This is a genomic window from Stutzerimonas kunmingensis (assembly GCF_032106285.1).
Classification (GTDB): Bacteria; Pseudomonadota; Gammaproteobacteria; order Pseudomonadales; family Pseudomonadaceae; genus Stutzerimonas; species Stutzerimonas kunmingensis_B.
This window is the reverse complement of the sequence record NZ_DAMCPO010000006.1, coordinates 93,327-117,544: the sequence shown is the minus strand read 5'-3', so window position 1 is coordinate 117,544 and position 24,218 is coordinate 93,327. Positions and strand designations below refer to the sequence as shown.

Annotated in this window: 17 protein-coding genes and 1 pseudogene; 10 read left to right on the top strand and 8 right to left on the bottom strand. The window is 64.0% G+C overall.

Annotation, left to right across the window (positions count from 1 at the left end; translation table 11 throughout):
• The first annotated feature begins 85 nt into the window (after positions 1-85).
• Together fdhD and RT582_RS06965 are read left to right on the top strand one after the other, a co-directional pair.
• Positions 86-889, top strand: coding sequence for a formate dehydrogenase accessory sulfurtransferase FdhD (fdhD, locus tag RT582_RS06970; protein WP_313476999.1), 804 nt, complete (start codon positions 86-88; stop codon positions 887-889).
• Positions 886-3,234: an FdhF/YdeP family oxidoreductase gene (locus tag RT582_RS06965; RefSeq protein WP_313476998.1), complete on the top strand. Its 2,349-nt coding sequence runs from the start codon at positions 886-888 to the stop codon at positions 3,232-3,234. Before fdhD ends, RT582_RS06965 begins: the two co-directional genes overlap by 4 nt.
• A gap of 3 nt (positions 3,235-3,237) precedes the next feature.
• Here RT582_RS06965 and RT582_RS06960 read toward each other — a convergent pair whose 3' ends face one another.
• The 4 genes from RT582_RS06960 to RT582_RS06945 form a co-directional block, all read right to left on the bottom strand.
• The gene (locus RT582_RS06960) at positions 3,238-3,627 is read right to left on the bottom strand and encodes a GFA family protein (RefSeq protein ID WP_313476997.1); all 390 of its coding nucleotides are present in this window, start codon (positions 3,625-3,627) and stop codon (positions 3,238-3,240) included.
• Positions 3,628-3,759: 132 nt separating this feature from the next.
• The gene (locus RT582_RS06955) at positions 3,760-4,464 is read right to left on the bottom strand and encodes a potassium channel family protein (RefSeq protein WP_031297088.1); all 705 of its coding nucleotides are present in this window, start codon (positions 4,462-4,464) and stop codon (positions 3,760-3,762) included.
• The gene (locus RT582_RS06950) at positions 4,454-5,782 is read right to left on the bottom strand and encodes a TrkH family potassium uptake protein (protein WP_278399850.1); all 1,329 of its coding nucleotides are present in this window, start codon (positions 5,780-5,782) and stop codon (positions 4,454-4,456) included. The genes RT582_RS06955 and RT582_RS06950 overlap by 11 nt, the downstream gene beginning before the upstream one ends.
• Positions 5,783-5,913: 131 nt before the next feature.
• A complete protein-coding gene (locus RT582_RS06945; protein ID WP_376785672.1) occupies positions 5,914-8,940 on the bottom strand; it encodes a PAS domain-containing hybrid sensor histidine kinase/response regulator in 3,027 nt (1,008 codons plus the stop codon).
• 330 nt (positions 8,941-9,270) lie between these two features.
• Here RT582_RS06945 and RT582_RS06940 point away from each other — a divergent pair, with 330 nt between their 5' ends.
• Positions 9,271-10,044, top strand: coding sequence for a TerC family protein (locus RT582_RS06940; protein ID WP_014820417.1), 774 nt, complete (start codon positions 9,271-9,273; stop codon positions 10,042-10,044).
• Positions 10,045-10,462: 418 nt separating this feature from the next.
• The gene (locus RT582_RS06935) at positions 10,463-11,137 is read left to right on the top strand and encodes a TIGR04211 family SH3 domain-containing protein (protein ID WP_014820418.1); all 675 of its coding nucleotides are present in this window, start codon (positions 10,463-10,465) and stop codon (positions 11,135-11,137) included.
• Between the two features lie 5 nt (positions 11,138-11,142).
• Here the strand turns inward: RT582_RS06935 and RT582_RS06930 are convergent, their stop codons facing one another.
• From RT582_RS06930 to RT582_RS06920, 3 genes are all read right to left on the bottom strand, one after another.
• Positions 11,143-11,454, bottom strand: a complete 312-nt coding sequence (locus RT582_RS06930) for a hypothetical protein (RefSeq protein ID WP_278390059.1) — start codon at positions 11,452-11,454, stop codon at positions 11,143-11,145.
• On the bottom strand, positions 11,451-12,170 hold the full coding sequence (locus RT582_RS06925) for an AzlC family ABC transporter permease (protein ID WP_104097507.1): 720 nt from the start codon (positions 12,168-12,170) through the stop codon (positions 11,451-11,453). Before RT582_RS06925 ends, RT582_RS06930 begins: the two co-directional genes overlap by 4 nt.
• A gap of 94 nt (positions 12,171-12,264) precedes the next feature.
• The gene (locus RT582_RS06920; protein WP_102831633.1) at positions 12,265-13,068 is read right to left on the bottom strand and encodes an AraC family transcriptional regulator; all 804 of its coding nucleotides are present in this window, start codon (positions 13,066-13,068) and stop codon (positions 12,265-12,267) included.
• A gap of 193 nt (positions 13,069-13,261) precedes the next feature.
• On the opposite strand from RT582_RS06920, the pseudogene RT582_RS06915 reads away from it, so the two are divergent.
• The 4 genes and pseudogenes from RT582_RS06915 to RT582_RS06900 all read left to right on the top strand — a co-directional run bounded on the left by RT582_RS06915 (position 13,262) and on the right by RT582_RS06900 (position 20,683).
• Positions 13,262-16,381: pseudogene (locus RT582_RS06915) on the top strand (transglycosylase domain-containing protein).
• Between the two features lie 183 nt (positions 16,382-16,564).
• Positions 16,565-17,662, top strand: a complete 1,098-nt coding sequence (locus RT582_RS06910) for an endonuclease/exonuclease/phosphatase family protein (RefSeq protein ID WP_044315318.1) — start codon at positions 16,565-16,567, stop codon at positions 17,660-17,662.
• 76 nt (positions 17,663-17,738) lie between these two features.
• Positions 17,739-20,264: an alpha-glucan family phosphorylase gene (gene glgP / locus RT582_RS06905; protein ID WP_313476996.1), complete on the top strand. Its 2,526-nt coding sequence runs from the start codon at positions 17,739-17,741 to the stop codon at positions 20,262-20,264.
• 65 nt (positions 20,265-20,329) lie between these two features.
• Complete coding sequence (locus RT582_RS06900; RefSeq protein ID WP_278348155.1) at positions 20,330-20,683, top strand: YgaP family membrane protein; 354 nt, start codon at positions 20,330-20,332, stop codon at positions 20,681-20,683.
• Between the two features lie 122 nt (positions 20,684-20,805).
• Here RT582_RS06900 and RT582_RS06895 read toward each other — a convergent pair whose 3' ends face one another.
• Positions 20,806-21,696 carry a LysR family transcriptional regulator gene (locus RT582_RS06895; RefSeq protein ID WP_312724420.1) on the bottom strand — a complete coding sequence of 297 codons (891 nt, stop codon included), beginning with the start codon at positions 21,694-21,696 and terminating at the stop codon, positions 20,806-20,808.
• Positions 21,697-21,852: 156 nt separating this feature from the next.
• Between RT582_RS06895 and RT582_RS06890 the strand changes: the two genes are divergently transcribed.
• Both RT582_RS06890 and RT582_RS06885 read left to right on the top strand, forming a co-directional pair.
• Positions 21,853-23,364 carry a CoA-acylating methylmalonate-semialdehyde dehydrogenase gene (locus RT582_RS06890; protein ID WP_014820427.1) on the top strand — a complete coding sequence of 504 codons (1,512 nt, stop codon included), beginning with the start codon at positions 21,853-21,855 and terminating at the stop codon, positions 23,362-23,364.
• A 47-nt stretch (positions 23,365-23,411) separates the two neighbouring features.
• A complete protein-coding gene (locus RT582_RS06885; RefSeq protein ID WP_014820428.1) occupies positions 23,412-24,185 on the top strand; it encodes an enoyl-CoA hydratase in 774 nt (257 codons plus the stop codon).
• Positions 24,186-24,218: the final 33 nt, after the last annotated feature.

Here is a 24,218-nt window from a genome sequence, read left to right as displayed (position 1 = left end):
TCGATCACCCTATCGAACATAGCGATTGGACGATCCATCCCTGCGCTCCTAGGCTCCCTGCGTCGACCTGTCACAGGCCATCGCCATGCAATACGCCACCCTCAATGCCCCAAGCGCCAACGCTCCGGATCTCGGCGCGGCGCCCTTGGCTGACGAATGCGCCCTGGCCATCAGCTACAACGGCCTCAATCAGGCCGTGATGATGGTGACGCCGCTGGATCTGGAAGACTTCGTTATCGGCTTCAGCCTGAGCGCCGGCTTGATCGAGCGCATCGATGATCTACGCGACTTGCGTTTGCGGGGCGATGGCAGTGCGCAGCATGCCGAAGTGCAGGTAAGCCCGCGGGCGTTCTGGCACATCAAGCAGCAACGGCGGCAGTTGGCCGGCCACAGCGGTTGTGGTCTGTGCGGTGTGCAGGCGCTGGAGCAGGCATTGCCGCAGCTCGCACCACTTTCGCCAATCGATCTGCCGCCCGAAGGGCATTTCCACGATCTGCGCCAGCGCATCGCCAACGCCCAGCTGCTGGCTCGCGACAGCGGTGCACTGCACGCGGCACTGTATGTCGACGGCAACGGAGAGATCGCCCTGTGCCGCGAGGACATCGGCCGGCACAACGCCCTGGACAAGCTGATCGGTGCGCTGACGCTGCAGCGCCGTACCGCGAGCGAAGGCTTCGTCGTGGTCACCAGCCGCTGCAGCCTGGAGCTGATCCACAAGGCCGTGCGCGCCGGCATCGGCACGCTGGTCAGTCTGTCCGCGCCGACCCACCTGACCGTCGAGTGGGCGCGTCGGCATCACCTCAACCTCATTCACCTGCCCCACCACAGCGCGCCACGGGTCTACAGCCCGGCACCTGCGCTGCCCGAACAGAACGGATGCCAACCATGAGCCGCACGTCCCGCTTCCATCCCGCCACCCGTTTCCAGCCCTACGCCGGCCCGGCAGGCGGCTGGGGCGCGCTGCGCAGCGTGGCCAGCGCCTGGCTCGGCAGCGGCAACGCGCTGAAGAACATCCGCGCGATGCTGCGCACCAACCAGAACGGCGGCTTCGACTGCCCCGGCTGCGCCTGGGGTGATTCGCCGGAGGCCGGTGCGGTGAAGTTCTGCGAAAACGGCGCCAAGGCAGTGAACTGGGAAGCGACGCGGCGTCTGGTGGATGCCGCCTTCTTCGCCCGCCACAGCGTCAGCCAGTTACGCGAGCAGAGTGATTACTGGCTCGAATACCAGGGCCGCCTGAGCGAACCGGTCCGTTACGACGCCGCCAGCGACCGCTACCTGCCGATCAGCTGGGACGATGCCTTTGCGCTGATCGCCCATCACCTGAACGGCCTGGACAGCCCGCACCAGGCAGCCTTCTACACTTCCGGTCGGGCCAGCAACGAAGCGGCCTATCTCTACCAGCTGTTCGGTCGCAGCTTCGGCACCAACAATTTTCCCGACTGCTCGAACATGTGCCACGAGGCCAGCGGCGTCGCCCTGACCGAATCCATCGGCGTCGGCAAGGGCACGGTGACGCTGGAGGATTTCGATCACGCCGATGCGATCTTCGTCCTCGGCCAGAACCCCGGCACCAACCATCCGCGCATGCTCGAACCATTGCGTCAGGCTGTGGAGCGCGGCGCTCAGGTGGTCTGCTTCAATCCATTGCGCGAGCGCGGGCTGGAACGCTTCCAGCACCCGCAGAAGCCCATCGAGATGCTCGCCAACCAGGACGCGCCGACTCACAGCGCCTACTTGCGGCCCAATCTCGGTGGCGATCTCGCGGTGCTGCGCGGCATCGCCAAGTACCTGCTGCAATGGGAGCAGGAAGCCCAGGGCAGCGGCGCGCCGGCGGTGTTCGATCACGCGTTTCTGGCTGAGCACAGCCACGGACTGGACGCCTATCTGGCCGAGGTCGAAGCCACGCCCTGGGCGCTGATCGAGCAGCAGTCGGGGCTCGGCCGCGAAACCATTCGCCACGCCGCCGCGATCTACCGCAACGCCGAAAGGGCCATCGTCTGCTGGGCGATGGGTATCACCCAGCACCGTCACTCGGTGGCGACCATCCAGGAGATCGCCAACCTGCTGCTGTTGCGCGGCAACATCGGCAAGCCCGGTACCGGCGCCTGCCCAGTGCGCGGCCACAGCAACGTACAGGGCGACCGCACCATGGGCATCAACGAGCGGCCGCCGCTTGCGCTGCTCGACGCACTGCAACGCCAGTTCGACCTGCCGATGCCGCGCCAGCACGGCTACAACACCGTGGAATGCATCCAGGCCATGCTCGCCGGGCAGGTCAAGGTATTCATCGGTCTGGGCGGCAACTTCGCCCAGGCCACGCCGGACACCCCGCGCTCCCAGCAGGCGCTGCGCAACTGCGCGCTGACCGTACAGATCAGCACCAAGCTCAACCGCAGCCACCTGACCATGGGCCGCGACGCGCTGATCCTGCCTTGCCTCGGTCGCACCGACATCGACCGCCAGGCCTGCGGCCCGCAGGCAGTCACTGTGGAAGATTCGTTCAGCATGATCCACGCCTCGCGCGGCCAGCTCGAGCCCGCGTCCGCCGAGATGCGTTCGGAGCCAGCCATCGTCGCCGGCATCGCCGCCGCCACGCTGGGCAAGCGCCCGGTGGACTGGCTCTGGCTGGTGGAGGACTACGCCCGTATCCGCGAGCTAATCGCGGCGACCATCCCGGGTTTCGCCGGCTTCGACCACCGCCTGCACCGTCCTGGTGGCTTCTACCTCGGCAACAACGCTGCCCGGCGCGAATGGAATACGGCCAGCGGCCGAGCCGAGTTCAAGGCGCACCCGTTGCCGGCCGATCTGCTACCCGAGCAGGCCCGCCACGACGGCGTGGAGGCCGACCTGATCCTGCAGACGCTGCGCTCCCACGATCAGTACAACACCACGCTCTATGGTCTGGATGATCGCTATCGTGGGGTGAAAGGCATGCGCGATGTGGTGTTCGTCAATCCCGCCGACATCCAGCGGCTGGGCCTGGAAGCCGGGCAGCAGGTCGATCTGCTCTCGCTGTGGGACGATGGCATCGAGCGCCGCGTGCGCGGTTTCACCCTGCTCGCCTACGACACCCCGCTCGGCCAGGCCGCCGCCTATTACCCGGAAACCAACCCGCTGGTGCCGCTGGAGAGCTTTGGCGACCGCAGCCACACGCCGACTTCGAAATTCATCGCGATTCGCGTGCTGCCGAACACGCAGAAGACCGAGCAGCCGCTGATCGCCAGCGGGCAATGACGCTCATTCGAAGCGGCTGGAGTCGTCGCGATCGTGCTGGTAGCGCCGGTTGAGCGGAAACGCTGGCAACCAGCCTTCGCGGCGCACGGTCCAGCATTCGTAGGTCGGCCTCAGTTGGTCGGGTGCATCCAGGGCGCCGAGATGCACCTCGATTTCATCTGCGAGGCGGGAAAAAACCGACGAGCCACAGCGCGGGCAGAAATGCCGTCCGGCATATTCGGCCGTATCGCCCTCGACGGTTACCGCATCCTGCGGGAACACCGCAGCCGCATAGAACAGCGCGCCATGATGTTTGCGGCAGTCCAGGCAATGACAGATCCCGACGCGATAAGGCTGCCCCGCCGTCACGATCCGCAGGTTGCCGCACAGGCAGCCCCCAGTTAATGAATTCACGTTCGGCGTCCTCTAATTCAACGAAAGGAAGCAGCGAGCCCAGCTTATCGATCACTGAAGCGCAGGTTCGACCGCCCGAAAAGCGTAGTCGCCTCTCGGCTGCCGCACTAAAGGAGCTCGTAGCCCCAGGCCTCAGCTTCGCTTGCGCCCCTGGCCGGCGAAACGCTGGATGTCATGGGTCGGGCCCGAAACGATCAGCAGATCACCCGGCAGCACCTGGGTGCTGGGCGTCGCATGCTGAAAATCCTCATTGGCGCGCTTGAGGCCCACGACGGTCACGCCGAACTTCTCGCGCACCCCGGCCGCGGCGAGCGTCGCGTTATGAACGCGTTCCGGCGCATGGATCTTGGCGATGGCGAAACCGTCGTCGAACTCGATGAAATCCACCATCCGCCCGGAGATCAGATGGGCGACCCGCTCGCCCATATCCGCCTCGGGATAGACCACATGGTGCGCGCCGATCCGCGTCGCGATCTGTCCGTGCTCGGCGGTCAGCGCCTTGACCCAGATGTCTTTGATGCCCAGCTCGGTCAGCGCCATGATGGTCATCAGGCTTGCCGCCATGTCGGAGCCGATGCCGACGATCGCGTGGGGAAAATCGGCGACGCCGAGCTGCCGCAGCGCCATGACATTGGTGGAATCGGCCTGCACCGCATGGGTCAGCAGGTCGGCCCAGGTGTGCACCGGCTCCGCCGCCTGATCGATACCCATCACATCGTGACCCAGGCGAGTCAATGAGCGCGCCACCGAACTGCCGAACCGCCCCAGCCCGATGACCACCACGCTGTCGCCTTTAGAGAACGAAAACTGCTCTGAAAACAACAATTTAGCCAACAATTGGGTGTTCCTCCGGATAGCGGTATGGCATGCGGTGCTCGCCCAGTGCGAGGGAAGCGGCCAGCGTGATGGTGCCGACCCGACCGACATACATCAGTAGGGTCAGCATGAGCTGACTGGTTTCCGGCAGGTCCGCGGTAATGCCGGTGGACAGGCCGACCGTGCCGAATGCCGAAATGACTTCGAAGATGACCTGATCGGTCGGGATATCGGTGTCGCGCAGGATGACCAGCGTACCCAGCACCACCAGCGCGCTACCCAGCACGAGCACGGTTATGGCCTGGCGCTGCGCCGAACTGCCGACCCGACGGCCGAACACCTCGACGTCGGGCCGGCCGCGAATCTCGGCGATCACCATCAGCGCCAGGATGGCCACTGTTCCGACCTTGACCCCGCCCGCGGTACCGGCACTGCCACCGCCAATGAACATCAGAAAATAGTGCAGCGCCCAGCTCTCGTGGGTCAGCGCGCCGATGTCGATGGCATTGAAGCCGGCTGTACGCGCCGAGACGGAAACGAAGGCCGCCGAGAGCATCTTGTCCGCCCAGGCCATCGGGCCGAGCGTGCCCGGGTTGGACCACTCGAACAGCAACACGGCCAGGAAGCCGCCTGCCAGCAATACCCCAGTCCCGGACAGCGTCAGCTTGGTGTGCAGCGACCAATGCCGCGGATCGGTCCACTTGCTGCGCAGATCGTAGAGCACCGGAAAGCCGATCCCGCCGATCACGATGGCGCTCATCACCGGGGTCAGGATCAGCGCATCGGTGGCATAGCGGACCAGGCCGTCGCCGTGAATCGAGAACCCGGCGTTGTTGAATGCCGACACCGCGTGGAACAGCCCGCTCCAGGCTGCATCGCCCCAGGCGAGACCGTAGGTCAGATGCAAACGCAGGGTGAGCAGCAGCATCACCGCCAGCTCCATTACCAGCGTCACCACCAAAACAAGCTTCGCCACGCTGGTGATGTCACCCAGCCCCAGCACGTGGGATTCGGCCTGGGCGATCAGCTTGGTTCGCAGGTGAAACGAGCGGTTGACCAGCAACCCAAGCAGCGTGGCCAGGGTCATCATGCCGAAACCGCCGAGCTGGAACAGCAGCATGATCACCACCTGGCCGAAAGTGGACCAATAGGTGCCGGTGTCGACCACCACCAGACCGGTAACGCTGACCGCTGAGACGGCGGTGAAGAAGGCGGTGATCCACGGCGCCGACTCGCCCTGGGCTTGGGCAGCGGGCAATGACAGCAACGCTGTACCGCAGAGAATGGCGAAGAGAAAAACGAGCGAGACAACCCTGCCTGGGTGCAGCAGTGATTTCATTCGACCCACACTGACGGATCCGAAGAGTGAGAGCCGCCGGAATCGGCGGGCCTGAAAACAGGCCGAGAGGCTAGGCGCATTGCCCGGATACTTCAACTAGCGAGGGGAAAAAGAGAACGCGATTCAAGCGCCTAGTCTTTCATCATCTCGAGCACCCGGGCAGCGAGCACATCTATCGAGAATGGCTTGGTCAGTACCTGCATACCGGCACCGAGCGAGCTGTTGCCCAACGCGGCGCTCTCGGCATAACCGGTGATGAACAGCGTCTTCAGGCCGGGCCGCACCTGGCGACCGGCATCGGCCATTTGCCGGCCGTTCATCCCACCGGGCAGGCCGACATCGGTGATCAGCAGGTCGATGCTCACATCCGACTGCAGCAGCTTCAGCCCGGCCACGCTGTCCGATGCTTCGATCAGCGTGTAGCCGAGGTCGCCCAGCACATCCATCAGCAGCAGGCGCACGGTCGGCTCGTCGTCGACGATCAGAATGGTGCCGCAGGCGCCCGCAAGCGCTGTCGCGGAGTTGCTTTGCGCCAAGGTGCCGGTCCCGGCATTGCCGTGGTAGCGCGGCAGGTAGATGCACATCGAGGTTCCGCGACCGACCTCGGAATCGATGCGCACCTGCCCGCCGGACTGTTTGGCGAATCCGTAGATCATCGAAAGCCCCAGCCCGGTGCCTTCGCCAATCGGTTTGGTGGTGAAGAACGGGTCGAACGCTTTTGCAATCACGCTGGGCGTCATGCCGGTCCCTGTGTCGGTGACGGACAGCGACAGATACTCGCCGGCGGGCAGGTCATAGACCTGCGCCATCTCCGGGCCGAGCACGCGGTTGGCGGTCTCGATGGTGATCCGACCGCCGTCGGGCATCGCGTCGCGCGAGTTGATGCAGAGATTGAGGATCGCGTTCTCCAGCTGACTGGCATCGACCGACGCCGGCCAGAGGTCAGGCGCGCTTATGGTTTCGAGGAGGATGCTCGGCCCAACCGTGCGCTGGATCAGCTCGATCATGCCGTCCATCAGCATGTTGACGTCCACCGGCCGCGGGTCGAGGGTCTGACGGCGGGAGAAGGCGAGCAGCCGATGAGTCAGCGCCGCGGCACGCCTGGCGGCGCCCTGCGCGGCCGACATGTACTTATCGATGTCGTCCAGCCGCCCCTGGGAAATCCGCACGTTCATCAGTTCCAGCGCGCCACTGATGCCAGCCAGCAAGTTGTTGAAGTCATGGGCGAGACCGCCGGTCAGCTGGCCGACCGCTTCCATCTTCTGCGACTGACGCAATTTCTCCTCGGCCTGGATCAGCTCCGCTGTCCGCTCAGCCACGCGCTGTTCCAGCGTGTCGTTGAGTGCACGCAGCGCAGCGGTGGCGCGATCCCGCTCCGCCTCGATGGAGCGCCGGTCCTCGACGTCGATCAAGACGCCGGGAAAGCTCAACGGCGTTCCGTCCTCGGCATGATCGACGCGCCCGTTGGCCTCAAGCCAGTAGAACCTTCCATCAGCGCGGCGCACACGGTACTGGTGCGCATAGGCACCACCGCGGGCGATGACTTCTTCGATCGCTGCGATCAGTCCGTCCCGGTCCTCAGGGTGCACCGTTGCGATGATCTGCTCGAGGCTAAGCCCGTCACGATCAAGGGTGGGATCGAGGCCGAAGGCGTTCGCAAAGCCCTCATCCACGGTGAAGCGGTCGGTCGGCAGATGCCAGTTCCAGGTACCGATGATCGCGCCTGCCTCCAGGGCCAGCTGGACGCGCTGCACGTTCTCGCGTGCGAGGGCTTCGCTGATCCGAAGCCGCTCTTCGGCGTTTCTGCGCTCGGTGACGTCGTTGAAGAGAATGGCGATTCGCCGCTCGGCGGGATCGCCGACGCGGACGGCGCGAACATCGAACCAGCGTTCGAACGCTTCAGCATAGTTCTCGAAATTGGCCGGCTCACCGGTCTTGGCGACGTGGCCATAGGCTTCGAACCAGAACTGCTCCAGGTCCGGCGCGAACTCGGTGACCCATTTACCGCGCAGGTCTACGCCGGCCTGGCGCTCGAATGCAGGATTGGCCTCGAGGAAGCAGTAATCCACGGGATTGTCGTCGGCGTCGAACTTGACCTGAACGATGGCGAATGCCGCCTCGATGGTCTCCAGAATGGTGCTGAAGCGTTCCTCACTCTGGCGCAAGGCCGCCTCGGCAGCGCGCATGCGCGTCAGGTCGAGCATCGCGCCAATCATCCGCACGGCCTGGCCGTGAACGTCACGAATCACATGACCGCGGTCGAGGATATCCGCGTAGGAGCCATCCAGACGGCGAAAGCGGTACTCGTCGGTCCAGGTCACCTCGCTGCCATCGATGACCGCATGAATAGACCGATGAATACGTGCACGGTCATCCGGATGGATATGCGCCAGCCACCAATCACCGGAGCTGTCGACGTTTGCCAGCGGATGGCCGTACGCCTGCTCCAGCGCGTCATTCCACAACACGTGATTGTTGAGCAGATCCCAATCCCAGACCGCATCGTTGGTCGCCTTCGCGGCCAGCCGATAGCGCACCTGGGTGTCTTCCATGGCGAGGCCCGCAAGGTGCTCGCTGGTGCGGTCACGCAGGATTTTCATGAAGCCGAGGTGTGCACCGTTTTCGTCATGGATCGGCGAGAGTTCGCCCGCTGCCCAGAACTGCTGACCGTCCTTGCGCAGGTGCCAGCGCTCGTCCAGAGCGCGGCCCTCACGTAGCGCGCTCTGCATCTCTTCGCCGAGCCAGTCGCAGGCCCGATCGGCTGGCGTGAAGAACCGCTCGGCGCTTTGCCCGCGCATCTCGTCTGCGGTCCAGCCCATTACCTGCTCGGCGCCGGCGTTCCAGTCGGTGATGATGCCAGCGGTGTCGGTCAGGATGATGGCGAAGTCGATCGCGCTCTCGAATATCGCGCGCTGTCGTGCCTCGCTGCCAGCCAGTGCCAGAAGGCTGGCATGCAGCGTTTCGGGGAGATGTTTGGAGGCACCCAACTGTGCGGGTGTCGGGCGCTGACGATGCTGCTCGCGGGCGGGCTGACTATCACGGTGAACTTGAGATAGGGCCGGATCCGGATCGATTCCAGCCCGGTCCAGAACCGTGCGCAGGCGCGCCACCTCAGCCACCAGCTCCTCTCGGGTCAGATTTTCCAGAGCTATTTCCACTATGCATCGTGATGAATGGGCGGGCGGTAATCCCGCAGCGTGCTGCAGGTCATAAAAGCAGAAACCGCCAGGCTTTGCACTTGCAGCTGCCCAGGCGGTTGCACGAAATCAAGCGGCCTGGCTCGCCGAACTGTGGCGCCCCAGGTGCATCATTTCCGCCAGGACCCTGCTCTGCCCAGATGGGCACCGCACGCGCGGCGGTCGCCGTCGAGCACTGAATCGATTTGATACAAAGCGGTCCAAAATGCGGGCTCTATTACGGATTGCCTTGCAGCTATGCTCGCGCACCCGCCAGACGCGGGATCGTCGTCACTCACGCTAGAGATCCATATGGAATCGCTTATCCAGCTCTTCTCCGAACCCACCACCTGGGTTGCCCTGGCAACCTTGATCGCCATGGAGGTGGTTCTCGGCATCGACAACCTGATCTTCATTTCGATTCTGACGAACAAGCTTCCGGAACATCAGCGTGAGCGCGCGAGGCGCATCGGCATCAGCCTGGCGCTGGTCCTGAGACTAGGCCTGCTCGGCACGGTGGCCTGGATCGTTCAGCTCACCGAGCCGGTCATCGAACTATTCGGCAATGCGTTTTCCTGGAAGGACATGATTCTGATCGCCGGCGGCCTGTTCCTGCTCTGGAAAGCCACCAAGGAGATTCACCACAGTGTCGACCCGACACCCGGCGGCGACATGTTCGAAGGCAAGCAGCTCGACAATGCCGTCACGATGGGCTTCAGCGCCGCGATTGCGCAGATATTGCTGCTCGACCTGGTGTTCTCGGTGGACAGCATCATCACTGCGGTGGGTATGACCGATCATGTCGCGATCATGGTCATTGCCGTGGTCGTCGCGGTAACCGTGATGCTCCTGGCGGCGAACCCCCTGGCCAAATTCATCAACGAGAACCCGACCGTCGTGATGCTCGCGCTCGGCTTCCTGCTGATGATCGGCATGACCCTCATCGCCGAGGGCTTCGGTGCCCACGTACCAAAGGGCTACGTGTATGCCGCCATGGCGTTCTCCGCCGGAGTCGAGATGCTGAACATGATGGCCCGGCGCGCACGGCAGAAGCAGCTCGGTCTCGCTCAACAGCAATCGAAATAAACTGACGGTGGGCCTGCATCAGCGAACAGGAGTCACGCTGGAGCAGGCCCGCCGCGCCGAAGCTCTCATAGCCATGCCGGCATAGAGACCGGCCCGGTATCACACTCTCTGTTTCGAACCACCTGCGGCATGCAACGACTACGGTCACAGAGTATGCCGCCCTTCATCACGCAGTCATCAATCCGACAAAAAGTGCCTGAACTTTTGCCAGGAGGGACTGTCAGTCAGCTGATGCACCCTACGGAGCGCCTGCGTTTTCGTGCCGTTTGCACGTCGGCCTCCGGCCCGTGGCTGCCACCGACTCCGGCCACGTTCAGCGTGCTTCTCGCTGCCTCCGAGCCTGCGTCTCGCGCGCCAGACAAGCCGACCTCACTACCCTCACGCTTGGGTCCTATTCTTCCAATAACGCGAATTTTTCATGTCCATATCTCTTCATCTTTTTGCCTTGCTCTCCCGGTTCAGCTTTTCCCAGCCGCGCCAAGTCATCGGCGCCAGTCTGTTCGGCGCCCTGCTCATTGCAGGGCCTGTGGATGCCCAGGAATCGTCCGATAACGCGCGCTGGGTCAGCGACAGCCTGAACACCTACGTGCGCAGCGGCCCCACCGACGGCTATCGCATCGTCGGCACGCTGACCTCAGGGCAGAAGGTCGAGCTGATCAGCACCCAGGGCGATTACAGCCAGGTACGCTCGGAGTCCGGCAGCAACGTCTGGATTCCCAGCAAGGAACTGCAAGACGTTCCCGGCCAGGCCGAGCGCCTGCCGCAGCTTGAACAGCAAGTCGCCGAACTCAGCGAGGAACTCAAGACCATCGACGATAGTTGGAAGGTGCGCGTGCAAGGCATGCAGGAAACCCTGGACTCGCGCAAAGCTCTGATCGACGAACTCGACGCCCGCCGCATCGCCCTCGAGGCGGAGCTGACCGAAGCACAGTCCGAACTGCGTACGACCCAGGCGCGGCTCGGCGACGAGAACAAGCAGGTGCTCATGCAGTACATGGTCTATGGCGGCAGCATCGCCGGTGCTGGGCTGCTGGTGGGCCTGATCCTGCCAATGCTCACCCGCGGCCGTAAGCGTAACGATCGCTGGTTCTGACTCGATCAGCCGATGAGGGCTGCCGCTGTGTAGTAGAGCGCTGCACCGAACAGCATGCTGCCAACCAGACCGACTCGGCCGCTGATGGCGAGCAGAGCGACACCCAATAGTGACGTCGCAGCAGCAGCCGGTGCAGCGCTGATTTCGCTGTATGCGACGTAGACTGCGAGATTGATGAACACCGCGGTCGGCAGGATCTGCCCGACGATGCGTAGACCGCCCGCGCCGAGCGGCATGCTGACGAATACTGGCACGACTCTGACCAATAAGCTGGTGATCAGCAGCGCGGCGGTGGCAATCAGGACCGCCCCGTTCATGCTCTGACTCCGTTCAATAGCAAGGCTACGAGCAATACGCCGGGGATCCAGAAGTACACAGGACCAAGCGTCAGGATCAGTCCGAGGGAAGCTGCGGCACAAAGAAAGATCAAAGCTGCCCCGGCGACCTGATGGCGCCGAATGTGCGCTCGCCGTGCCTTCAGCTGCGACAAGGCGAGGTAAAACAACACAGCGCTCGCCGGAAATCCGAGGTTGAAATCGTTGCTGAGCCAATCTTCAGGCAGAACCCCACCGATCACAGCGCCAAAGGCTCCTGCCAGTACCCAGGTTAGAAATATCGCGCTGCGTATCTGCAGCATCCGGTTGATCGGCTCGTCGTCCCGTTCACAGGCATAGGCTTCGTCGCCTAGCATGTGCGCACTGCAGGCGCGCGCGAATGCAGATCGAGGCATCCGTCCTATAGTCGAGATCGCCATCGGCAGGTAACGACAATTGATCGATGCAGTTACAAGCAGCAGCGTAAAGAACCCCGTGCCACTTTCGGACAGCGGCAATGCTGCAAACTGCCCGCTGCCAGTGAAACCTAGCAAGCCGAGCAGCAAAACATCTAGTACCGACCAGCCGGACCGTGCGGCAAGCACGCCGAACAGCATGGCAACCGGCATGACCGACAATGCCGCCGGAAGGGCCTGTTTCAAAGCGCTGCCGGTTACGAGCGGCGCCGCCGGGTCCGCGTTCTCTACTATTTCTGACAATTACTCCACTCCGAGCTGCGCGATGACATGCCCTGCGAAGTGTGAGTAGTGCCGCCGAAGGATTCTTGTACGATCGTGCAACCGCGCGCTGACTTCAGCTCAGCCGCATCAGCCGTGCCCAGTGTGCAGGGGTAAGTCCATAGGCTTGTTTGAAGTGGCGACTCATGTGGCTCTGGTCGTTAAACCCCGAAACGAGTGCCGCGTCGGCCACTGATATCCCGTTCGAAAGCAACCGCCGAACATGATCTAGGCGACGTAACGTCAGGTAGCGGTATGGGCTGGTGCCATACAGGGCGCGAAAATCGCGCGACAGGTTCCAGCGATCCCGGCCGGAAACCCGCTCGAGTTCGTCAAGGCTGAGAGCTCCATCCAGATGATGGTGCATGTACTCCCGAGCCAGTTCGGCGGCGCGGAAGTCGGCTCGTCGTCGATTGACTCTTTTCCCGGCTACGACGGACATGACCTGGGCCAGGTCAAACAGCGCATCCTGCTGCTCCAACTCTTCTATCGGGTTGTCCAGGCAAGACAGCAGCGCCCAGACGACACGCCGCAAGCGTGGATCACGGGATATCCCGTCATTGATGAAAGGCAATGGCTGCCCACCGAGCGGCCCCTGCAGCATCGCAGGCTGGATATAGATTATCCGGTACCGAAAACCCGCCTCGCTCCCCGCCTCGCCGTCGTGCAACTCGTCGGGATACACCACGAAGGTATTTCCAGGGAGACTGTAGCGGGCGCTCTTGCGGTAGTTGAAACGGTGCACGCCGGCGAGCGTACAGCCGATCGCATAAGTGTCATGCCTGTGGGGAGCGTAACCGTAGCCACTGAAGTAGGCCTCAAGCCGCTCAAGGGGGCCAGGCTCGTCAGGGCGCCGTATCCAATCGTTATTGCCCTTCATTACTACTCCCAAGCCCCGAACGATGCACGTCTCACAGTAGCGGTCCACAGCTACGACGAGCAACTCACCAAGCGCCCCACCGCCTCCGCTTCAAGGCTCGTGCTTGAGCCGCTCCGTTCGTCAAACCGCCATCGCTTAAGCCGTGCGGGCGAACTATGCTTGCCGTAGAGCACTGCTAGGAAGCCAGGCACACATGGGCGCAGTATGGCGGTCCGACAATACATCCCAGGATGGGCGTAACAAGCGCGCCCCTTCCCCGAAATCATCCCGCACACCAGCTAAAGGCCGTCGCAAGACGGCACGCCGATTGGCGCTGCTCGTCGGCATTTCGCTGCTGGCAGGCGGTGGCTATCTCGGTTGGCAGGAGCTGGACAGCGCCCGATGGCAATCGCACTGGTTAAGCCGCTATGCGGCCGATCTGGATTACGCGGTCAAACCCGGGCCGAGCCCACGCATTCAGTTCCCCGAGGACGGTCCGTTCGACCGCCGCCTGGGCTACGTCGATCTGCCGCGCTTCATTCAACAGCTGTCACAGCGCAACTTCAGAATCGAGGAGCAGGCACGCTTCTCGCGGGCACTGCTGGATTACACCCACCGCGGATTCTTTCCGCCCTACCCCGAGGATTCCCAGGCCGGGTTGACCATCAACGACTGCCGCGGCGTGCCGATCTACACCAACAGCTATCCACGCCAGTATTACGAGCGCTTCGAGGACATCCCACCGCTGGTGGTGATGAGCCTGCTGTTCATCGAGGACCGTGGCCTGCTGGACGCCAGCCGCCCCCACGCCAACCCGGCGGTGGACTGGCCGCGCTTCACCAAGGCGGCGATCAGCCAGCTGGAGAAGCGCCTTGGCCTCAGCGGCCAGGCCGCCGGCGGCAGCACCCTGGCCACCCAGGTCGAGAAGTATCGGCATTCGCCCGAAGGCCGCACCGGCGATCCGCAGGAAAAGATCCGGCAGATGATCTCCGCCAGCGTGCGTACCTATCGCGAGGGCCCGCAAACCCTGGCCACCCGTCAGCGCATCGTGCGCGACTACCTAAACAGCGTGCCGCTCTCGGCGGCGCCCGGACACGGTGAAGTGCATGGCATCGCCGATGGCTTGCGACTGTGGTTCGGCGCCGACTTCCGTGAAGTCAATCGCCTGCTCGATCCACGCAGCGCCGACGAGGTCGATCCGCAGGCGCGCGGTCTGGCGCTGCGTCAGGTGCTGTCGCTGCTGATCGCACAGCGGCGTCCGTCGTACTACCTGGGTGCCGGCCGCGAGGAAATGGCAACGCTGACCGACAGTCACATCCGCCTGCTGGCCAACGGCGGCATCATCGATGCCGGCCTGCGCGACGCAGCGCTGGGCCAGCGCGTCCTCGGGCAAAGCCCGAGTCGCGACTCGGCGATCCGGCAGGTGGACGCCACCAAGGGCATCACCGTCGCGCGCATGCGCCTGGCAGGACTGCTCGGCTTGCCCCTGTATGACCTGGATCGCCTGGACCTCACCGCAAGCACGCCGCTGCAGGGTGATCTGCAGGCATAGATCAGCGAGTACCTGGTGCGCCTGGCCGATCCCGCTTTCGCCGAAACGGTCGGGCTGTTCGGTGATCGCATGCTGTCCCCGGAGAAGACCGCCGCCGTGCGTTACAGCTTCACGCTGTTCGAGCGCGGCGAGGAAGGCTTCCAGGTGCGGGTGCAGACCGACAACACCAACCAGCCGTTCGACATCAACGAGGGCAGCAAGCTGGAGCTGGGCTCGACCGCCAAGCTGCGCGTGCTGACCACCTATCTTGAGGTTATCGCCGAGCTGCACCAGCGCTACTCGGACCTCACCCCGGGCGAGCTGCGCAAGATCGACACCAAGGCCAATCTAAGCCGCTGGGCCATCGATTACCTGGCCACGCACAGCGACCGCAGCCTGGAGCGCATGCTCGACGCAGCCCTGGATCGGCGCTACTCGGCCAGCCCCGCCGAACGCTTCTTCACCGGCGCCGGCATGCACCGCTTCGGCAACTTCCGCCGTGAAGACGACGGGCGTATCCCCACCGTACGCGAATCGCTGCGCGAATCGATCAATCTGCCCTTCGTACGGCTGATGCGTGATCTGGTGAGCTACAGCACCTACGAAACCATCAACAGTGCCGAGCTGCTTGGGGACGACAAGGACCCGCGCCGCCAGGAATACCTGACCCGCTTCGCCGATCGCGAGGGCTCGGTATTCCTGCAACGTTTCTGGAAGAAGTACCGCAACAAGAGCGCCGAGCAGCGCATCGAAACCTTCCTGCAGGGCATGCGGCCGACACCGGTGCGCCTGGCGGCCGTGCATCGCTACCTGATGCCGGATGCCGAGCGGCCAATGTTCGACAGCTTTCTCAAGCAGCATCTGCCGGATGCCGATCTCAACGACAAGAAGCTGGATGCGCTCTACACCCGCTATGGCCCAGGCGCCTACAGCCTGCCCGATCAGGCCTACATCGCCCGCACGCACCCGCTGGACCTCTGGTTGCTCGGCTACCTGATCGCTCACCCGCAGGCAACGCTCTCCGAAGTGGTCGCCGACAGCCGCGCGCAGCGCCAGGAAGTCTACGGCTGGCTGTTCCGCAGCCGGCACAAGAGCGCACGCGACAGTCGGATTCGCATCATGCTGGAGGTCGAGGCCTTCACCGACATCCATCGCCGCTGGCAGCGGCTGGGCTATCCGTTCGACAACCTGGTGCCTTCGCTGGCGACCGCGCTGGGCAGCTCGGGTGATCGACCAGCCGCGCTGGCCGAGCTGATGGGCATCATCCTCAACGACGGCGTCCGCCTGCCCAGCGTGCGGATCGACAACCTGCACTTCGCCCAGGGCACGCCCTATGAAACCCGCATGGGCCTGGTCGCCGGGACCGGCAAGCGGGTGATGCCGGTCGAAGTGGCCCGCGCGCTGCAGGATGCGCTGGCCAATGTCGTCGAAGGCGGTACCGCGCGGCGTTTGCAAGGCAGTTTCGTGCAGCAGGACGGCAGCGCTTTGCGAATGGGCGGCAAGACGGGCACCGGTGACAACCGCATCCAGAGCGTCGGTGCTGGCGGCCGGCTGATCAGCTCGCTGGCGCTGAACCGCACCGCCACCTTCGTCTTCTATCTCGGGCCCAACCACTTCGGCACGCTGACGGCCTATGTACCGGGACGCGCCGCCGACAGTTTCCGTTTTACCTCGGCGCTGCCCGTGCAGACACTCAAGGGCATGGCGCCCCTCCTGCAACCCTACCTGCAAGGCCAGAACACGCTGTGCCGACCGGAAAACCTGCCGGCGCTGACCAGCGGCATGCTTTCGGCCGAAAAGTGATCCCCAACGCCCGCATCGGTGCCCTTCCCGGCGCCGATTTCGGCGCACGCACCGGCAAAAACTGGACGTAATCCGAATTCGTTTGCGACGCTTCGCCTAATAGCCTGTCGAATACCCCGGTCCTGGAACCAATCTGGAGTGCACACCTGATTGCCGAACTGATCGGCCATAACGGGAAACGTCATGATCGAAGGGATACTGCTGCTCACCACGGGACTCTTTGTGCTCGTCACACTCCTGCCGCTGTGGCGGCATCGCGCCTGGTGGGTGCGCGTATGGGAGTTTCCGCGCCTGCAGCTCGGCGCGCTGCTGGTCGCCCTGCTCGTCGCTCAAGGCATGCTGCTCGACTACAGCCAGCCCTGGCATTACCTGATCTCTGCCCTGGCCGGCGCGTGTCTGATCTACCAGCTCGCATGGGTCGTGCCCTACACACGTCCCTGGCGCAACGAGGTTCGCCGGGCGGAGGCAGATGCCGCAGGGCCGCGCATCCGGGTGATGTCATCCAATGTGCTGGGGCCGAACCGACGGTCCGATCGGCTGCTGGCGCTGGTTCGCGAGTATCGCCCGGACGTTCTGGTGACGCTTGAATCGGACCAGTGGTGGGAAACGCAGCTCGAGCAACTCGCCGAGCACTACCCGCACAGCATCCGCTGCCCGCTGGACAACCTCTACGGCATGCATGTCTTTTCACGGCTGCCGCTGGAAGAGCCGGAGCTGTGCTTTCTGGTGGAGGACGACGTGCCCTCCATGCACGCTCGGGTGCGTGTCAGCGACGAGCTCACGGTGCGCATGCACTTCCTGCATCCCGCACCGCCCAGCCCGACCGAGAACGAGGAATCCACCGAGCGCGACGCGGAGTTGCTGGTGGTCGCCAGGAGCATCCAGGACAGCGATGACCCGATCATCGTCAGCGGCGACCTCAACGATGTCGCCTGGTCGCCCACCACGCGCCTGTTCCGCAAGATCAGCGGACTGCTCGATCCACGGGTCGGCCGCGGCATGTACAACACCTTCCATGCCCATCACTGGTTTCTGCGCTGGCCGCTTGATCACTTTTTTCACAGCGCGCATTTCCGCTTCATCCGCCTGCTGCGGCTGCCTGATATCGGCTCCGACCATTTCCCGGTGTTCATCGAGTTGCAGTACGACCCCAAGCACACTGAAGAGCAGCATGGCCTTGAAGCCGATCGCGACGACGAGCAGCAGGTCGAGGAAACCATCGACGAGGAGCCCGTCACCCCGGGCGAGGTACCGCAACCTGCGGCCGGCCCGCGACGCTGAGCCGCTGGCCCTCAGTCGGGGCTGATCGGCCTATGCTGGAACACACCCTACGCCCAGTTCAGACGAGAGAGCCCGCATGACACCTGCATCCGAACGCCCAGCCATCACCCCGGAAACCCTGCGCCAGCTCGCCTTCGACCAGTCCATCCGCTGGACCAGCCAGAACGACGACCTGTGGCAGCTGATCGATAACGACCTGTGGCAGCTCACGCGCAATCCCAGCATGGTGCTCAGCACCGTGCCCGAACAGAAGCTGCAAGCACTGCTGCAACGCGCTGAATGCCATCGTCTGGTGGAGGGCATCGTCGAAGCTCAGCAGGCACGCCTGGAGCGGCCGACCTGGTTCGCCAGCCAAGGCCACGGTGACCGCAGTTACAGCGAACAACTCGCGCGAGTCGCCTATTTCTCCATGGAGTACATGCTCAGCGAGGCGCTGCCGATCTACTCCGGCGGGCTCGGCAATGTCGCCGGCGACCAGCTCAAGGCCGCCAACGACCTCGGCGTGCCGATAACCGCAGTAGGCATGCTCTGGCAGCACGGCTATTTTCGTCAGAGCATCGGCCCGGATGGTCGCCAGCAGGCACTCTACCCGGTCAATGACACCCGGCAGATGCCCATCGAGCCGCTGCTCGACACCAGCGGAACAGCATTGCGTTTCGCGATCCAGCTGCCCGGCGTGCAGATCTGGCTGCGCGGCTGGCAGGCCAGGGTCGGCCGCCACCGCCTGCTCCTGCTGGACACCAACGACCCTGCCAACCCGCCCATCGCACGACTGATCACCAGCGAACTCTACGGTGGCGACAACGAAATGCGTCTGCGCCAGGAGCTGGTGCTGGGCATCGGCGGCTGGCGGCTGCTCGAAGCCGCCGGACTGCAGGCCGACGTGCTTCACCTGAACGACGGCCACGCCGCCTTCGCCGTGCTGGAGCGCGCCCGCAGCTACATGGCCAGGGAGCGCGTGTCCTTCGACGTGGCACTCCACGCAACCCGCGCGGGCAATCTGTTCACGACCCATACGCCCGTCGAAGCCGGCTTCGACCGCTTCCCGCCGGAGCTGCTGAGCAAATACCTGGAGCGCTATGCCGAGTACGAACTGGGCATCCCGCTGCAGTCCCTGCTGGCCATGGGTCGCAAGCATGCGCACGACCCACACGAGCCATTCAACATGGCCTACCTGGCAACGCGCGGGGCCGGGGCGGTCAATGCCGTCAGCCAGCTGCATGGCCGCACCAGTCGCTACATCTTCCGCGAGCTTTATCCGCGCTGGCCGCTCGAGTCGGTGCCGATCGGTCATGTCACCAATGGCATCCATCTGCCGACCTGGGTATCGCCGGACGCCGAAGCCCACTGGTATGAGCTGCATGGCGATGAGATTCCCTGGCGCGGCACCGACCAGGCTTCCGTGGACGATCTTCTGGCCCAGGTCGATGACCGCTGGCTGTGGCAGATCCGCCAGCATGCCCGTGGCGAACTGCTCAGCTTCGTACGCAGCCACCTGGCCCGCAGCCTCGCGGTGCACGGCGCCTCGCCTGCGGAGATCGAATTCGCCGGCTCGCGCCTGCACCCGCAACGGCTGACGCTCGGCTTTGCCCGGCGCTTCGCCGCCTACAAACGCCCCAACCTGCTGCTGCAGGACCCGGAGCGGCTGGCGCGCCTCCTCACCCATCGCGATTACCCGGTGCAGCTGCTGGTTGCCGGCAAGGCGCACCCCGCCGATCGCGCCGGCCAGGCGCTGCTCAGCGAATGGCAGCAGTTCGCCGCGCGCCCCGATATTGCCGGCCACGTGGTATTTCTCGAGGACTATGACATGCGTATCGCCCGGCACATGGTGCAGGGCGTGGATGTCTGGCTGAATACCCCTCGTCGCCCGTGGGAAGCCAGTGGCACCAGCGGCATGAAGGTCCTGGCCAACGGTGGGCTGAATCTTTCGCAGCTCGACGGCTGGTGGGCCGAAGCCTATGCCGCCGACCTCGGCTGGGCGGTCGGCGACGGCCTGGAGCACGAACCCGAACACGATGCCGCGGACGCCGAACAGCTGTATCGGCTACTCGAAGAGCAAGTCGTGCCCTGCTTCTACCAGCGCGACCAGCAGGACATCCCCACCGCCTGGGTGAAACGCATGCGCCGCAGCATGAGTGCTCTGGTGGAACGCTTTTCCGCCGACCGAACGGTGCGTGAATACACCGAGCGCTATTACCTGCCGCTGTCCGGCAACTACCGACAGCGCTGCGCGGATGGTTCTGCGTTGGCCAGCGAGATGTTGCGCCGAATCACCAGCCTGCGCAGTTACTGGCACGAACTGGCCTTCGAACAGCTTGAGTGGCGGCGCGAGGGCGATGGCCAGCAGATTGAGGCTCGACTGCACCTCGGCCGAATCGAACCGGAGCAGATAGCCGTGCAGCTGTTCGCCGAATCGCAGGGAGCGGAGCCGGCCAGCGTCCACACGTTGCAACTCCAGCACCACGAAGGCTCATACGCCAGCTACCGGACTGAGCTGAGCACCCAGCGCCCTGAGGCCGACTACACGGCTCGGGTCGTACCCAGCCCCGCGCTGGGCCTGGCGGTGCCGCTGGAACTGCCGCTCATCCTTTGGCAGCGATGAACAGCCGGAACGCTGCCCGCATGCCGCAGTCATCTATAAACCACCCGCATAGAGGATGCCGCGTCATGATCAAGCAAATGTTCGACAAAAACGCCCCACAGAACGTCCACGGCTGGGAACGCGCCGCCTCGCTGGCCGGCGGTCTGGTGATGATGGGCAAGGGGCTACGCCGTGGCGGATTGATCGGGATCGCCGAGCTGGCCATGGGCGGTATGGCGCTGGCTCGTGGTATCAGCGGTCGTTGCGAGGCCAAGCGCATGCTCGCGGAGATGGAAAGCAAGCCGGCGCTGCCGAGCCAGCGCTACAGCCATATGCCAATGGATTCCGAAGTGCACAGTTCGGACTTCACCGATACCAGCGTACAGATGCCGGACTCCACCCCCATGGGCAACGAAAGCCGCACCACACCGCGCGTCTGATCGACCGGCAGCGCCTCGATGATGCGCTGCTCGCTAACAGCCTCTCAAGCGACAAGCGGCAAGAGCGCAGAGGTCACGGCGCTCTAGCGGCGCCGTGGCTGCAATGGGTCAATCATCGATAACTACTGGCCCAACAATCGGGCCTGGCTCTGCTGCGCCATTTCCTTCAGGTAATCCCAGGTCGTGCGCATGCGCGCCAGGTCCTTGAACTCGATCGGCATCAGCATCCAGAAGGTGCGGGTAAAGCTGACCTCCTCCGGCAGCAGCAGTCGCAGCCGTGGATCGGCGTCGGCGGAAAACGCCGGCAGGATCGCAATCCCCGCCCCCATCGCCACCGCTTCCTGCTGCGCCAGCAGGCTGGTGCTGCGCAAACCGATGGAGCGAGCGTCGGCGATGCCATCGAGAAACAGCAACTCTTTGGTGAAGAGCAGATCATCCACGTAACTGACGAAGCGGTGCTCAACCAAATCCTCGCGACTGCGAATCGGCGGGTGTTCCTCCAGATACGCCGGCGAAGCGTACAACCGCAGCGCATAGTCGGTGAGCCGGGTAATGATGAAAGGCCCACGCTCGGGGCGTTCAAGGGTAATGACGATATCCGCCTCGTGGCGCGACAGGCGCACCGCCCGCGGCAGCGCCAGCAGGTCGATGTTCAGGTGCGGATAGCGCCGGCTGAGCCCGGTGAGCTGGCCGGCGAGCATCACCGTGCCGTAACCCTCCGTCGCGCCGATACGTACCTGCCCGGAAAGGCCATCCCCCATGCTCGGCAACGAATGCTCGATGGCCACGCTGGCGCTTTCCATCGCTTCCACTCGCGGCAGCAGATTGCGCCCGGCTTCGGTGAGCTTGTAACCACCCGGCTCGCGCAGGAAGAGCTGCAGGCCCATGCTTTTTTCCAGCGCCTGCAAACGACGGGACACGGTGGTGTGGTCGACAGCGAGCCGACGCGCCGCAGTCGTCAGCCGCCCCGCTCGGGCGACCTCAAGGAAATAGCGCAGATTGTCCCAGTCCATGGTTGAAGCCTCCATTAGCCTCTGTGCATTTATGCAGAGCAACTCTGCATTTGACTCCATTGTAATGTGGTTTTTTGCATTGCTACATTCAGTGCAACTGATCGCAGCCGTCCGCGAGCCATGACAACAACAGTGCCTTTTCAGGCGGAGAGCCTTATGACAACGTCCAGCTCCATTCCTACCGTTAAATTGCTGATCGACGGTGAATTTATCGAATCGACGACCCAGGACTGGCGCGATGTCGTCAACCCGGCGACCCAGGAAGTCCTGGCGCGCGTGCCTTTTGCGACTGCCGAGGAAATCGACCGTGCCGTCGCTAGCGGCCAGAAAGCCTTCAAGACCTGGCGCAAGACACCGATCGGTGCGCGGGCACGCATCTTCCTCAAGTACCAGCAGCTGATTCGCGAAAACATGAAGGAGCTGGCGGCGATCCTCACCGCCGAACAGGGCAAGACCCTGGCTGACGCCGAGGGCGACGTGTTCCGCGGCCTGGAAGTGGTCGAGCACGCCGCTGGCATCGGCAACCTGCAGCTCGGCGAGCTGGCCAACAACGTCGCCGCGGGCGTCGATACCTATACCCTGCTGCAGCCGCTGGGCGTCTGCGCCGGCATCACCCCGTTCAACTTCCCGGCCATGATCCCGCTGTGGATGTTCCCGATGGCCATCGCCACCGGTAACACCTTCGTCCTCAAGCCGTCCGAACAGGACCCGATGGTCACCATGCGCCTGTGCGAACTGGCGCTGGAAGCCGGCGTGCCGCCGGGCGTGCTCAACGTGGTGCACGGCGGGCCGGACGCGGTGAACGCGATCTGCGACCACCCGGATATCAAGGCGGTGTCCTTCGTTGGCTCGACCAGGGTCGGCACCCACGTCTACAACCGCGCCAGCCAGGCTGGCAAGCGCGTGCAGTGCATGATGGGCGCGAAGAACCACGCCATCGTGCTGCCCGATGCGCACAAGGAACAGACCCTCAACAACCTCGCCGGTGCCGCCTTCGGTGCGGCCGGCCAGCGCTGCATGGCGCTGTCGGTGGTGGTGCTGGTGGGCGAAGCGCAGGCCTGGATTCCCGATCTGGTGGCCAAGGCGCAGACCCTCAAGGTCAACGCCGGTGTCGAGGCCGGCACCGATGTCGGTCCGCTGGTTTCCTGCGCGGCGCTGGATCGCGTCAGCGGGCTGATCGAACGTGGCGTACGCGAAGGCGCCAAGCTGGAGCTGGACGGCCGCAACCCGAGCGTCAGCGGCTACGAAAAGGGCAACTTCGTCGGCCCGACGATCTTCTCCGGCGTTACCCGCGAGATGAGCATCTATCAGGAAGAAATTTTCGGCCCGGTCCTCTGCGTCATGGCGGCAGCGACCATGGACGAAGCCATCGAACTGATCAACGCCAACCCGAATGGTAACGGCACCGCCATCTTCACCCGTTCAGGTGCCGCGGCGCGGCACTTCCAGGAAGAGATCGACGTGGGTCAGGTCGGCATCAACGTACCGATCCCGGTGCCGGTGCCGATGTTCTCCTTCACCGGCTCACGCGCTTCCAAGCTCGGCGACCTCGGCCCCTATGGCAAGCAGGTGGTGCAGTTCTACACCCAGACCAAGACCATCACCGAGCGCTGGTTCGATGAGAACGAGGTCGGCGGCCCGGTCAACACCACCATCAATCTTAAGTGAAATCACTCACCTAGCCGGCGCGCGCGCCGGCCCTAAAGGATGCTGAAATGACATTCGAAACCCTGCTCGTAGAAATCAAAGAACGCGTTGCTCTGATCACCCTTAACCGGCCGCAGGCGCTCAACGCGCTCAACGCCCAACTGATCAGCGAACTGAACCAGGCCCTGGGCCAGCTCGAGGCCGATCCGCAGGTCGGCTGCGTCGTGCTCACTGGCTCGGCCAAGGCCTTCGCCGCCGGCGCCGACATCAAGGAAATGGCCGAGCTGTCCTACCCGCAGATCTATCTTGATGATTTCTTCGCCGAAGCCGACCGCATTGCCACGCGCCGCAAGCCGCTGATTGCCGCCGTCGCCGGTTACGCCCTGGGCGGCGGCTGCGAGCTGGCATTGCTCTGCGACATGATCTTCGCCGCAGACAACGCGCGTTTTGGCCAGCCGGAAGTCAACCTAGGCGTGCTGCCCGGCATTGGCGGCACTCAACGCCTCACCCGCGCAGTGGGCAAGGCCAAGGCGATGGACATGTGCCTGACCGGTCGCCAGATGGACGCCGCCGAAGCCGAGCGCGCCGGTCTCGTCGCCCGTGTGTTCCCGGCTGAAAGCCTGCTGGAGGAAACCCTCAAGGCCGCCCGGGTGATCGCTGAGAAATCCCTGCCGGCCACCATGATGATTAAGGAAAGCGTCAACCGCGCCTTCGAGACCACGCTGGCCGAAGGCATTCGCTTCGAGCGTCGTGTGTTCCATGCGGTGTTCGCCACTGCCGACCAGAAGGAAGGCATGGCCGCGTTCAGCGAGAAGCGCAAGCCTGAGTTCACCAATCGCTGAGCCGCATCTGGCCATAACAACAAGAGGAAGCAC